This is a genomic window from Erwinia persicina NBRC 102418 (assembly GCF_001571305.1).
Taxonomy (GTDB): domain Bacteria; phylum Pseudomonadota; class Gammaproteobacteria; order Enterobacterales; family Enterobacteriaceae; genus Erwinia; species Erwinia persicina.
Map to the genome: position 1 here is coordinate 203,848 of NZ_BCTN01000006.1, position 12,856 is coordinate 216,703.

11 protein-coding genes and 1 other RNA gene are annotated in these 12,856 nt (G+C 54.8%); 4 read left to right on the plus strand and 8 right to left on the minus strand.

Annotated features, from left to right (window positions below; translation table 11 throughout):
* Window positions 1-22: 22 nt before the first annotated feature.
* Together ssrS and EPE01S_RS09035 are read left to right on the plus strand one after the other, a co-directional pair.
* A non-coding RNA gene (ssrS, locus tag EPE01S_RS09030) (6S RNA) lies at window positions 23-207 on the plus strand.
* A 91-nt stretch (window positions 208-298) separates the two neighbouring features.
* On the plus strand, window positions 299-886 hold the full coding sequence (locus EPE01S_RS09035) for a 5-formyltetrahydrofolate cyclo-ligase (protein ID WP_062744300.1): 588 nt from the start codon (window positions 299-301) through the stop codon (window positions 884-886).
* Between the two features lie 79 nt (window positions 887-965).
* Here EPE01S_RS09035 and serA read toward each other — a convergent pair whose 3' ends face one another.
* Window positions 966-2,204, minus strand: coding sequence for a phosphoglycerate dehydrogenase (serA, locus tag EPE01S_RS09040; protein WP_062744301.1), 1,239 nt, complete (start codon window positions 2,202-2,204; stop codon window positions 966-968).
* A 334-nt stretch (window positions 2,205-2,538) separates the two neighbouring features.
* Window positions 2,539-3,198, minus strand: a complete 660-nt coding sequence (gene rpiA, locus EPE01S_RS09045; protein ID WP_062744302.1) for a ribose-5-phosphate isomerase RpiA — start codon at window positions 3,196-3,198, stop codon at window positions 2,539-2,541.
* A 202-nt stretch (window positions 3,199-3,400) separates the two neighbouring features.
* Here rpiA and EPE01S_RS09050 point away from each other — a divergent pair, with 202 nt between their 5' ends.
* The gene (locus EPE01S_RS09050; RefSeq protein ID WP_062744303.1) at window positions 3,401-4,300 is read left to right on the plus strand and encodes a LysR family transcriptional regulator ArgP; all 900 of its coding nucleotides are present in this window, start codon (window positions 3,401-3,403) and stop codon (window positions 4,298-4,300) included.
* Window positions 4,301-4,379: 79 nt separating this feature from the next.
* Here EPE01S_RS09050 and EPE01S_RS09055 read toward each other — a convergent pair whose 3' ends face one another.
* From EPE01S_RS09055 to epd, 6 genes are all read right to left on the minus strand, one after another.
* Window positions 4,380-5,105, minus strand: coding sequence for an oxidative stress defense protein (locus tag EPE01S_RS09055; protein WP_062744349.1), 726 nt, complete (start codon window positions 5,103-5,105; stop codon window positions 4,380-4,382).
* A gap of 158 nt (window positions 5,106-5,263) precedes the next feature.
* On the minus strand, window positions 5,264-5,878 hold the full coding sequence (argO, locus tag EPE01S_RS09060; RefSeq protein WP_062744304.1) for an arginine exporter ArgO: 615 nt from the start codon (window positions 5,876-5,878) through the stop codon (window positions 5,264-5,266).
* A gap of 212 nt (window positions 5,879-6,090) precedes the next feature.
* Window positions 6,091-6,966, minus strand: coding sequence for a small-conductance mechanosensitive channel MscS (gene mscS, locus EPE01S_RS09065; protein ID WP_062744305.1), 876 nt, complete (start codon window positions 6,964-6,966; stop codon window positions 6,091-6,093).
* A gap of 182 nt (window positions 6,967-7,148) precedes the next feature.
* Entirely contained in the window at window positions 7,149-8,228 is a 1,080-nt protein-coding gene (gene fbaA / locus EPE01S_RS09070; RefSeq protein ID WP_062744306.1) for a class II fructose-bisphosphate aldolase, read from the minus strand.
* An 81-nt stretch (window positions 8,229-8,309) separates the two neighbouring features.
* Window positions 8,310-9,476, minus strand: a complete 1,167-nt coding sequence (gene pgk / locus EPE01S_RS09075; RefSeq protein WP_062744307.1) for a phosphoglycerate kinase — start codon at window positions 9,474-9,476, stop codon at window positions 8,310-8,312.
* Window positions 9,477-9,525: 49 nt separating this feature from the next.
* Window positions 9,526-10,545: an erythrose-4-phosphate dehydrogenase gene (gene epd, locus EPE01S_RS09080; protein ID WP_062744308.1), complete on the minus strand. Its 1,020-nt coding sequence runs from the start codon at window positions 10,543-10,545 to the stop codon at window positions 9,526-9,528.
* Window positions 10,546-10,923: 378 nt separating this feature from the next.
* Here epd and EPE01S_RS09085 point away from each other — a divergent pair, with 378 nt between their 5' ends.
* Complete coding sequence (locus tag EPE01S_RS09085) at window positions 10,924-12,786, plus strand: sulfatase family protein (RefSeq protein ID WP_062744309.1); 1,863 nt, start codon at window positions 10,924-10,926, stop codon at window positions 12,784-12,786.
* Window positions 12,787-12,856: the final 70 nt, after the last annotated feature.

The following is a 12,856-nucleotide window of genomic DNA, read 5'->3' on the forward strand; positions in this document are numbered from 1 at the left end:
ATACAGTGACGGTGAAGTAAAAAATTCTCTGAGATGTTTGCAAGCGGGCCCGTCCCCTGAGCCGATAATTAATACCAAACAGAGTGTGACGCTCTGTAACCTGTGCGCAAGCTCGGTTCGTCCGAGAAGCCTGATGGTTACGACGGCATACTCACCTTGAACCATGGGTTCAAGGGTTACAGCCTGCGGCGGCATCTCGGAGATTCCCACGTTTTATCTCCACTCTTTTTTCTGGTATTTACACTCTCTGCAAGACCCGGCAATCTGAAGACACCCTTTGCTTTTGGAGTGGCCAGCTATGAGCCTCCTTCTTCGCGACCGTCAGGATATCCGCACCCATATCCGCCACCTCCGGCGAGAACTCAGCCATGAACAGCAGCAGCTTGCTGCCGTGCAGGTCGCTGACCATGCGCTGAATTTTGCCCCGGTACAGCAGGCGAAGAATATTGCGCTGTTTCTTTCTGTCGACGGTGAAATCAATACCCGGCCGCTGATTGCCAAACTCTGGCAGCGTAAGCAGCGGGTTTATCTTCCGGTTCTGCACCCTTTTTCTCGCGGTCAGCTGTTGTTCCTGCGTTACGATGAACACACCGAACTGCGCAATAACCGCCTGCGCATACCCGAACCGCCGCTGGATATCCGTCATTTGCTGCCGCTCAGTGAGCTGGACGTGCTGATGGTACCGCTGGTGGCGTTTGATGCCGGCGGTCAGCGTCTGGGTATGGGGGGCGGGTTTTATGACAGAACGCTGCAGAACTGGCAGCAGCACGGCTTTCTGCCGGTGGGTCTGGCGCATGACTGTCAGCAGGTGGAACGCTTACCCGTCGCGGAGTGGGATGTCCCATTACCGGCGTTGATCACGCCGTCCAGGCTGTGGCAGTGGTGAAGCAAAAGGGGCGACTCAAAAAGTCGCCCCTCAGGGGTATTGTACCGGTGCTGACCTTCTTATTCGGTCAGCCCGTCTGTCAGTACAACAAACGTGCGCGTACAGTGCCCGGAATAGCCTTCATCAGCTGCAGGGCTTTATCAGCCACATCCTGCGGGGCATCGACGTCGATGACCACATAGCCCATCTGCGGCGTGGTTTGCAGATACTGGGCAGAGATATTGATCCCCTGCTCGGCAAAGATCAGGTTGATTGCTGTCAGCACACCGGGACGGTTCTCATGGATGTGCATCAGACGGCTGGCATTTGCGCCGTGCATCGGCAGTGAGGCTTCCGGGAAGTTAACGGCAGACAGCGTCGAGCCATTGTCTGAGTATTTCGCCAGTTTACCAGCCACTTCAATACCAATGTTTTCCTGTGCTTCCTGCGTGGAGCCCCCGATATGTGGTGTCAGGATCACGTTATCAAACTCACACAGCGGCGAGTTGAACGGGTCGCTGTTGGTCGCCGGCTCTTCCGGGAAGACGTCAATCGCCGCCCCGGCCAGGTGCCCGGTGGCCAGGACGTGACACAGGGCCGGGATATCGACCACGGTACCGCGCGAAGCATTGATCAGCAGCGCACCCGGCTTCATCAGCGCCAGTTCGTCCGGCCCCATCATATTCTGGGTAGACGGTGTTTCCGGCACGTGCAGGCTCACCACGTCGCTCATATTCAGCAGGTCGGAGAGATGCTGTACCTGGGTCGCATTACCCAGTGGCAGTTTGCTTTCGATATCGTAGAAGAAGACATGCATCCCGAGGCTTTCCGCCAGCACGCCCAGCTGCATACCAATGTGACCGTAACCGATGATCCCCAGCTTTTTGCCGCGAGCTTCATAGGAACCCACCGCCAGCTTATGCCACTGGCCCCGGTGTGCTTTGGCATTGGCCGCCGGCACGCCGCGCAGCATCAGCAGCAGTTCACCGATAACCAGTTCAGCCACGGATCGGGTGTTGGAGAAAGGTGCGTTAAACACCGGAATGCCGCGCTTCGCCGCCGCATTGAGATCCACCTGGTTGGTACCGATGCAGAAGCAACCCACCGCAACCAGTTTTTCTGCTGCGGCGAAGATCTCTTCGGTGAGGTGGGTACGCGAACGCAGCCCGATGAAGTGCGCATCGCGGATGGACTCTTTCAGTGCTTCGCTGTCCAGTGCGCCCTTGTGAAATTCAATGTTGGTGTAGCCAGCAGAACGCAGATTATCAACTGCACTCTGGTGAACGCCTTCCACCAGCAGGAATTTAATCTTGTCTTTCTCCAGTGATACTTTTGCCATTTCCCGACCCTATTTAGCAGACTTCAGATGTGGCTTAATCCCCAGGCTTTCCCGTTTACAGGCGTAACATCAGCCTGCAGAAAGGATAAAACAGCGGGGAGATAAGATAGCCTTCTGTCAAAATAACAAAATTTACGCCCGCAGCAATACAAACGATTGCCTGGCTGCCAGCATGGCAACACGGTCGGCCAGAACATTGCGATAGAAAATCATGGTGCAGCGCGAACCATCAGGAGGATCGCGCTTCAGGCAGCCCGAATGTGACATAAGTCACTAAATATTGCCTGCAAAAGAAAAGATGTTTTTTAGATAAAAATAACTGCCCGCGGGCAGATCATTTTTGAATGGTTTGCACGCCGTCAGCCGTCCCGATCAACGCAACATCGGCGCAGCGGGCAGCAAACAGCCCGACAGTGACCACTCCAGGCAGCGCGTTAATCGCCGTTTCCAGACGCACAGGGTCGATAATTTTTAGATTATGCACGTCGAGAATAATGTTGCCGTTGTCGGTTACCACGTTTTGACGGTATTCCGGCTGCCCACCCAGCTTGACCAGCTCACGGGCGACATACGACCTCGCCATAGGGATCACCTCAACCGGCAGCGGGAAGCGCCCCAGCACATCCACCTGCTTGGAGGCATCGGCAATACAGATAAAGCGATCGGCCACGGCAGCGATAATCTTTTCGCGCGTCAGCGCCGCGCCGCCACCTTTGATCATCTGCATCTGACCGTTGATTTCGTCTGCGCCGTCCACATACACGGACAATTCGTCGATTTCGTTCAGATCAAAGACGTGGATGCCATACTCTTTCAGTTTGGCCGTGGAGGCTTCCGAACTGGAAACAGCGCCTTCAATCTGATGTTTAATCGAGGCCAGAGCATCAATAAAATGCGCAGCGGTCGACCCCGTTCCCACCCCTACGATGGTGCCCGGCGTGACGTAGTCCAGTGCAGCCCAGCCTACGGCTTTTTTCAGTTCATCCTGTGTCATGGTATGTTTAAAACCTGTGAGTCACTGTGTGCGCGTAGTATAAAGCAACGCTGAGAAAAAAAACCGCCTTACGCGGTCTTTGATTAACAGGAATGGAACCCACCCCACAAAGTGGCGGATTGGTCAGTGATGCCAGCCAAAGGCAAAACATGAAAAATATGGCATAGTGCAGAACCACACCTGAAAGAGAGTACAACGATTAATGAAACGCCCGGATTATCGAACGCTTCAGGCGCTGGATGCAGTGATTCGTGAACGCGGCTTTGAACGCGCCGCGCAAAAGCTCTGTATTACCCAGTCAGCGGTCTCGCAGCGTATCAAGCAGCTTGAGAATATGTTCGGCCAGCCTCTGCTGGTGCGAACCGTACCGCCGCGCCCGACAGAGCAGGGCCAGAAGCTGCTGGCCTTACTGCACCAGGTGGAGCTGCTGGAAGAAGAGTGGCTCGGGGACGATATCAGCGGCACCACGCCCCTGCTGCTGTCGCTGGCGGTGAACGCCGACAGTCTGGCGACCTGGCTGCTTCCCGCGCTGAAAACCGTACTGACCGATTCCCCGGTGCGCCTGAATCTTCAGGTGGAAGATGAAACCCGGACTCAGGAACGCCTGCGCCGTGGGGAGGTTGTGGGTGCCGTCAGTATCCAGCCGCAACCGCTCCCCAGCTGTCTGGTGGATCAGTTGGGTGCGCTCGACTATCTGTTTGTGGGATCGAAGGAGTTTGCCGCCCGCTACTTCCCGAATGGCGTGACGCGCTCTGCGCTGCTGAAAGCCCCGGCAGTGGCCTTTGATCATCTGGATGATATGCATCAGGCATTTTTACAGCAGAACTTTGACCTGTCACCGGGCAGCGTGCCCTGCCACATCGTTAACTCGTCGGAAGCGTTTGTCCAGCTGGCCCGTCAGGGCACCACCTGCTGTATGATCCCGCATCTGCAAATCGAACGCGAGCTGGCGGAAGGCGAGTTGATTGATTTAACCCCGGGTCTGTTGCAGCGCCGGATGCTGTACTGGCACCGCTTTGCGCCGGAAAGCCGCCTGATGCGTAAGGTGACGGACGCGCTGCTGGCGCACGGCCATCGCGTACTGCGTCAGGATACAGAATAACCCCCTGTCAGGGTCGGGGCCGACCTCAGGGGGGATTCTCCCAGGGGCTGACCGTGGTTGTCGGTCAGCCCACCCGGCATTAAGGGTTACGCTGCAGCTCAAACACCACATCGACCTGATCGTCAAAATGAATACTCTGCTGTTCGTAAGTCTGCGCAGCAGAGGTCATCGGTGCCGCGTCGGCGGCCTTGTACATCCGGGCCATCGGCATTGGCTGATAGTTAGCAACATGGTAGCGAATGCTGTACACCGGGCCCAGCTTGCTGCCGAAGCCCTGCGCCAGATCCCCTGCCTGCTTCACCGCATCGTCAATGGCGGCTTTACGCGCCTTGGCTTTGTACTCTTCCGGATTAGCAACGCCCAGTTCCACGGAACGGATCTCATTCAGGCCAGATTTCAGCGCACCGTCCAGCAGCTCATTCAGCTTATCCAGATGACGCAGCGTCACCTGAACCTGACGCACGGCACGGTAGCCTTTCAGTACGGACTTACCGTCTTTCAGGTAATCATATTCTGGCTGAGTCCGCAGGTTGGCGGCATTGATATCTTTCTTCTCGATACCGCTTTTATCCAGGAAGTCAAAATACTGCTGTACGCGGCTGTCAGCCTGTTTCTTCGCTTCGCCAGCATCTTTAGCAGACACACTGACTTCAATCGCGAGGGTGGCGATATCCGGCGCAGCATCCACGCTGGACTGACCGGAGGTCACGACGTGTGGGCCATTCGGTAGTTCATCTGCCTGTACAGCCAGTGGCAGCGTGCCTAATCCAATCATTGCGGCCAGAGCCAGTTTAGTGAGCTTCAAAGCATCCTCCATGGGTTCATCATCAGCGAGAACGCTACCGGATAAAAACGGGTTGCGGTAGCGAATTGTTCCGTCAACATCTGGCGGTACAAGATATTTTAGTGCGCATTGGCGCGTCACACTAGGACATCAATTCTGATAGTGAGTTCCTGCTGGCATCATGAGAGTGCCTGTAAGGCCAGTTTGAGCGCAATCCCCCACATCACCACCCCAACCAGCAGGTTGATAACACGCTGGGCGCGCGCGGTATTGAGCAGCGGTGCCAGCCAGGCCGCCAGCAGCGCCAGGCCGAAAAACCACAGCACGGAGGCACTGGCAGAGCCGAGGGCGAACCAGCGGCGGGCTTCTGCCGGCAGCTGTCCCCCCAGGCTCCCCAGCACCACAAACGTATCCAGGTAAACGTGCGGGTTAAGCCAGGTGACCGCCATCATCGTGGCGACAATCCGCCAGCGTCCCTGCTTCAGCGCGGCCGCAGAGGCCAGCTGCACGTCACCACTGAATGCGGTACGCAGCGCGCCCCAGCCGTACCACAGCAGGAAGGCGACGCCGCCCCAGGTCACTACGTTCAGCAGCAGCGCGGACTGATTAAGCAGCGCGCTACCGCCAAAGATGCCGCCACAGATCAGCACAATATCACTCAGGGTGCAGAGCGCGGCGGTCATCAGATGATACTGACGACGTACGCCCTGATTCATCACAAACGCGTTCTGCGGCCCCAGCGGAAGAATAAGCGCCGCGCCCATGGCAACGCCCTGAAAAAACACCGATAACACAATAATCACCTCACCGTTTTCGATTTTGGCAAAGTGTATAGGGACTTAATTATTAGTGGAAATTGAAAGATTTAATGCCTTATAAAAAATACTAATACTTACGCCTTCACCCCATAAACACGAGCGCAACGTCATGCCTCCGGTTTTCTCATTTTGGGCAAAAAAAAGCCCCCTGACGGTCTGGGTCAGAGGGCTGGCGTCACGGTGTTGAATTAGTCCTGAGCCTGAACCGCCTGCTCCGGTGTTTTCACTTGATGCAGATGCACGTCCATCTGCGGATAAGGAATGCCGATATTATTTGCATCCAGCGTACGCTTGAAGTTTTTCATCAGGTCCCAGTAAACATCCTGCAGGTCACCCGCTTTGCTCCAGCAGCGCACCACAAAGTTCACTGAAGAGGCACCCAGCTCATTCAGGCCAATCTGCACGCCGCGCTCCTGCAACACGCGCGGTTCGGCATCAACCACCTCACGCAGCAGTTTCAGCACCTGGTCGACATCGGCATCATAAGCCACCCCGATAATAAACTCGTTCCGGCGTTCCGGCTCACGCGAAAAATTGATGATGTTTCCGGCGATGATTTTGCCGTTCGGCACCACCACGATTTTGCCATCCGCACTTCTCAGCGTGGTGGAGAAAATCTGCACATTGAGCACTGTACCCATAACGCCGCCAAGGTCGACAAACTCACCCGCACGGAAGGGACGGAAGGTCACCAGCAGCACGCCCGCAGCGAGGTTAGACAGCGACCCTTGCAGTGCCAGCGCAAAGGCAAAGCCTGCGGCAGCCAGCGCGGCGATCACCGATGCGGTCTGTACGCCAACGCGGCCCATGGCGGCAATCAGTGTAAAGGCAATGATGCCGTAGCGCACCAGACCGGAAAGGAAATCCGCCACGGTTGGGTCGATTTTTCGTGTTACCAGGAGCTTATTAACAGCATTAGAAATAAAGCGGGCGGCAATCATCCCGATGATAACAATGACAATAGCCGCAACAATATTTACCGCATAACTCAGCAGTAATGCCTGGTTGCGTACCAGCCATCCGCCTGCATTATTCAGGCCGTTTACCACATTTAACTCGTCCATTACCCTGTCCTGTTGTTTGCCCTGAGCGGGCGTTCAATTCACTGCCGCTGTAACGACAACCGGTGGAGTTAAGGGTAAACAAGAATTGTTGTTGTGCCAAACAAGTCACACAATTACTTAAAAATTCCGGATTTAGCGTATAAAAAAAGGCCCATCAGGGCCTTTTTTAACCAAAGGGGAGATTACAGTACGTCGACTGCGTTCAGCTCTTTGAATGCCTGCTCCAGGCGAACGATCATTGAAGACTGTGAAGCACGCAGCCAGACGCGTGGATCATAGAACTTCTTGTTTGGCTTATCAGCGCCTTCCGGGTTACCCAGCTGCGCCTGCAGATAGCCTTCGTTCTTTTTGTAGTACTGCAGGATACCGTCCCATGTGGCCCACTGGGTATCGGTATCGATGTTCATTTTGATCACGCCGTAACCGATAGACTCTTCGATTTCAGCGGCAGATGAACCGGAACCACCGTGGAACACGAAGTCCAGGGAGTTCTCTGGCAGACCATGTTTCTCACTGACGTATTTCTGAGAATCACGCAGAATGGTTGGTGTCAGCTTCACGTTGCCTGGCTTATACACGCCGTGCACGTTACCGAAAGAGGCAGCGATGGTGAAACGTGGGCTGATCGCGTTCAGCTTGGTGTACGCATAATCAACGTCTTCTGGCTGAGTGTACAGGGCAGAGGCGTCCATGTGGCTGTTGTCCACACCGTCTTCTTCACCACCGGTGCAACCCAGTTCGATTTCCAGGGTCATGTCGATTTTCGCCATGCGCGCCAGGTACTTGCTGGAGATCTCAATGTTCTCTTCCAGTGACTCTTCAGACAGGTCGATCATGTGAGAAGAGAACAGCGGCTTACCGGTTTTAGCGAAGTGCTCTTCGCCCGCGTCCAGCAGACCGTCGATCCACGGCAGCAGTTTCTTCGCGCAGTGGTCAGTGTGCAGGATCACCGGCACGCCGTAATGTTCAGCCATCAGGTGCACATGGTGTGCGCCAGAGATTGCGCCAAAGATGGCAGCAGCCTGTGGTTTGTCTGATTTCAGGCCTTTACCGGCGATGAAGCCAGCGCCACCGTTGGAGAACTGAATAATTACCGGCGCTTTTACTTTCGCAGCGGTTTCCAGTACGGCGTTGATGGAGTCGGTGCCGACGCAGTTAACGGCTGGCAGGGCGAATTTGTTCTCTTTCGCCACTTTAAAGATCTTCTGCACGTCATCACCGGTGACAACGCCAGGTTTTACGAAATCAAAAATTTTAGACATGTTAGCTTGTCCTGTTTCTTCGGTCGTATTAAAGGATCCAGTTCTCACGCGGGGCGTCATGCACCCCGCACTGAGGTTTAATTACTTCTGCTTCGCACGCTCTTCCAGCATAGCAACCGCAGGTAAGGTTTTGCCTTCCACGAACTCAAGGAACGCACCGCCACCGGTAGAGATGTAGGAGATTTTATCTTCGATACCGAACAGATCGATAGCCGCCAGCGTATCACCGCCGCCTGCAATGGAGAATGCGTCGCTGTCTGCAATGGCGTTGGCAATGATTTCAGTGCCTTTGCGGAAGTTCGGGAATTCAAACACGCCTACCGGGCCATTCCACAGAATAGTTTTGGCTTCTTTCAGTAACTTAGCCATGGCCAGCGCAGTCTCATCACCGAAGTCCATGATCTCTTCGTTGTCCTGAACTTCAGACACTTTCTTCACGGTAGACGGCGCAGTTTCAGAGAATTCCGTGCCGACGCGGGAGTCAGTCGGCACCGGGATCTTGTATTCATCACGCAGTTTTTTAGCGGCTTCAACAAAATCAGGCTCGTACAGTGATTTACCCACGTTGTTATCGATAGCAACGAAGGTGTTGGCGATACCGCCACCCACAATCACCGTGTCAGCAATGTTTACCAGTGAGTTCAGCACGTCGAACTTAGTGGAAACTTTAGAACCCCCGACCACGGCAACCATCGGACGCGCCGGGGTTTTCAGGGCTTTGCCCAGGGCTTCCAGCTCATTGGCCAGCAGCGGACCTGCACAGGCAATCGGTGCGAACTTACCAACGCCGTGCGTAGAGGCCTGCGCACGGTGAGCAGTACCGAACGCATCCATCACAAAGATGTCGCACAGTGCAGCGTATTTTTTAGAGAGGGCTTCGTCGTCTTTTTTCTCGCCTTTGTTGAAGCGCACGTTTTCCAGCACAACCAGTTTACCGGCGGTCAGCTCAACGCCGTCCAGGTAATCTTTCGCCAGCGTCACATTGTCTGCACCCAGCTTGTCTTTCAGGTAGTTAACTACCGGCAGCAGAGAAAACTCTTCGTTGTATTCACCTTCGGTCGGACGACCGAGGTGAGAGGTAACCATCACTTTTGCGCCCTGTTTCAACGCCGCTTCAATTGTCGGCAGTGAAGCGCGAATACGTGCATCTGACGTCACTTTCCCTTCTTTAACTGGCACGTTCAGATCCGCACGGATCAGAACACGTTTACCAGCCAGATCCAGATCGGTCATCTTAATTACAGACATGGTGAACCCTCTCGTTGATTCTCAAAGTTTTACAGACGCTGTACGCGCCTTACCTGAAACCGCTTGCGGCCATCGCTAACGTCGTATCGATCATACGGTTGGCAAAGCCCCATTCGTTATCGCACCAGACTAACGTCTTGATCAGGTGCTGACCACTGACCCGCGTTTGGGTGCCGTCAACAATGGCACTGTGCGGATCATGGTTAAAATCAATGGAGACTAACGGCAATTCCGTGTAGTCAACTATACCACTAAATGCCCCTTCTGACGCACTTTGCAGCAGCGCGTTTACCTCGCAGGCGCTGACAGCATCCCGCACGCTGACACTCAGGTCGATGGCCGTGACGTTGATGGTCGGGACGCGAACGGCAATCGCTTCGAAGCGATCGTTAAATTTCGGGAAGAAACGCGTGATGCCGGCAGCGAGTCGCGTATCAACAGGGATAATCGACTGACTGGCGGCACGCGTGCGGCGCAAATCCGGGTGATAGGCGTCAATCACCTGCTGGTCATGCATCGCCGAATGGATGGTGGTGACCGTTCCCGACTCAATACCCCATGCATCATCCAGTAATTTGATCACAGGAATGATGCAGTTCGTGGTGCAGGAGGCATTAGAAACCAGCCGGTGTTCAGGCAGGAGATCTTTTTCATTCACACCAAACACCACGGTGGCATCCAGATCGTTGCCGCCGGGGTGGGAGAACAGGACCTTTTTCGCCCCGGCCTGCAGATGAGCCTCGCCATCCGCACGGCTGCCGTAAACCCCGGTACAGTCCAGCACGATATCAACATTCAGTTCGCGCCAGGGTAGCGCAGGGATATCAGGACGGTGCAGCAGACGGATGGTGTCATCGCCAACGAACAGCAGATCGCGTTCCTGGCGTACATCCCAGGCAAACCGACCATGGCTGGTATCGTATTTTAACAGATGCGCCATTCCGGCGGCCTCTGCCAGCTCATTGATAGCCACCACCGTAATCTCAGCACGGCGGCCGGTTTCATAGAGCGCACGCAATACGTTGCGCCCTATACGCCCAAATCCGTTAATGGCAATGCGAACCGTCATATCACCCCTGCATCAGAATTCACTATGAAATCGGAGGATTAGCCTGAGCCAGACACCGCGATTTGTACAGGACATTCTTGCCCTCTGCCTCCTGTCTGCCGGCAAGAGGATCATGGCTGGACAGAGAACTGAAACGCTTCAGCTAGAATAATTGATGTCAGGAATAATAGGAATGATCGGGATCAATTGCGCCCCTCAACTTTCGATCTACGTCACAAAATCAAATAAAAGTTGTTAAAAAATCGGGCATTTTCCGACACAAAGCGCAGCAGTGAACATTTTTTAGTCAAACCACACCTTATGTCTATCGACGGCAAAGCGAAGCGCTTACTTTCTGTTTTTAACGATTGATTAACACATCAGAGAAAGGAGCCACCCGTGGCCGTACACAAACCAGATAAATCCGGCATTTCACGCCGCACCCTGCTGAAAGGTGCCGGGGTTCTCGCCAGCAGTCAGTTGCTTCCCTCAGCGCTGGCCGCAGACACAACGAACGCCCCCCTTCCACACCCGACGTCCCCTCCACCCCGGGCACCTTTGCAGCTTCCCGAGGGCTACAATATTCTGTTTGTCACTTCCGATCAGGAACGCTACTTCGACCACTACCCTTTCCCTGTACCGGGCCGGGAGCGCCTGATGAACACCGGCACCACATTTACCCGACATTATATCAACAGCTGCGTCTGTACCTCATCGCGCTCAGTGATGTACACCGGCCTGCATATGCCGCAGACGCGTATGTTTGATAACGCCGGCATGCCATGGATGCCCTGGAGCCTCGACCCGCAGCTGGGGACCCTTGCAACACTGATAAAATCGTTAGGTTATTACGCCGCATATAAAGGGAAGTGGCACCTCTCCACCTTGATGGAACACTCGCTGAAGAACGTTCCTTCCGGCAACATCGACGATATTGATCATGCGCCCTTGCATCAACAGATGCAGAAATATGGCTTTGAAGATTATTCCGGAATCGGTGACCTGATAGGCCTGCATAAAGGGGGGTATGTCTATGACAGCCTGACGACAGCGCAGGCCATCAGCTGGCTGCGCGGCAAGGGCCGTAACATGGCGGACGCGCAGCAGCCGTGGTTGCTGGCCGTCAATCTGGTTAATCCTCATGATGTCATGTTCATTGATACCGATGCCCCGGGGGAAAAAGTGCAGTGGCACCAGGCGCTGAATGAAAACCAGCCAATGAGCCCGTCCCAGCCGCCGGAAAACGTGCTGTATGCGGCCCGCTGGGATAAAAGCCCCCTGCCCGAAAGCCGCCATCAGCCCTTTGATCAGCCGGGCAGGCCCGCCGCGCAGTGGGACTATCAGCAGGCCAGAGCCATACTGGTCGGACAGTTTCCTGATGAGGATCGTCGTTGGAAGAAATTGCGTGACTACTATTTTAACTGCATTCGCGATCATGACAGCCATCTGGTTCGCCTGCTGGACGAACTGGATGCGCTGGGCCTGCGGGAGAAAACCATTGTCGTGTTTACCTCCGACCACGGGGAAATGCAGGGTTACCATCAGATGCATGGTAAAGGCACTTGTGTCTATAACCAGCAGGTGCACGTTCCGATGATCATCAGCCATCCTGACTATCCGGGCGGCAAGCGCTGTCAGGCGCTGACCAGCCACCTGGATCTGGTGCCCACTTTGCTGGGGCTGACCGGGCGGCCACTGGCACAGCGTACATCACTGCTGCACGATCGCAAGGGTATCGATTTCAGCCCGCTGATCCGGCAGCCAGAGCAGGCGGGGCTGCATCAGATACGCGATGCAACCCTCTACTGCTACGACATGATGCTGTATATCGACCGGGAATATCTGCGTAAAATATTCCGCCTGCGCGATGATAAGGCCATGACCCCGGATGAAAAGCATCTCGCGATGAATGCGCTCTCCCCTGATTACAGACGGCGAACAGGTATCCGGATGATATTCGACGGGCGTTACAAATTTGCCCGCTACTTCTCTTTGCGACAGCACAATGTGCCGCAAACCTGGGAGCAGTTACTGGCGCTGAACGATCTGGAATTGTATGACCTGGAAAACGATCCGCAGGAAAACAACAACCTCGCCCGCGATCCGCAAACTTCCCGGGCGCTGATTATGGCACTGAATCAGAAGCTGAATACGCGTTATCAACAGGAAATTGGCACGGATGACGGCCATTTCCTGCCTCAGGAAGGTACAGCAGGCTGGGATCTGGATGCAGCACAACTGGCTAACATCGTGCGGGACTGAGCGTTCTTCCGCCATAAAAAAAGGCATCGCCGTGCGATGCCTTTTCAGTTATTCAGGGCTCCGAAGAGCG

Bases quoted from the DNA above. Each gene is read 5' to 3' on its own strand.
- mscS (WP_062744305.1), bottom strand. From the start codon at position 6,966: ATGGACGAGTTAAATGTGGTAAACGGCCTGAATAATGCAGGCGGATGG.
- pgk (WP_062744307.1), bottom strand. From the start codon at position 9,476: ATGTCTGTAATTAAGATGACCGATCTGGATCTGGCTGGTAAACGTGTT.
- fbaA (WP_062744306.1), bottom strand. From the start codon at position 8,228: ATGTCTAAAATTTTTGATTTCGTAAAACCTGGCGTTGTCACCGGTGAT.
- EPE01S_RS09035 (WP_062744300.1), top strand. From the start codon at position 299: ATGAGCCTCCTTCTTCGCGACCGTCAGGATATCCGCACCCATATCCGC.
- epd (WP_062744308.1), bottom strand. From the start codon at position 10,545: ATGACGGTTCGCATTGCCATTAACGGATTTGGGCGTATAGGGCGCAAC.
- EPE01S_RS09050 (WP_062744303.1), top strand. From the start codon at position 3,401: ATGAAACGCCCGGATTATCGAACGCTTCAGGCGCTGGATGCAGTGATT.
- rpiA (WP_062744302.1), bottom strand. From the start codon at position 3,198: ATGACACAGGATGAACTGAAAAAAGCCGTAGGCTGGGCTGCACTGGAC.
- serA (WP_062744301.1), bottom strand. From the start codon at position 2,204: ATGGCAAAAGTATCACTGGAGAAAGACAAGATTAAATTCCTGCTGGTG.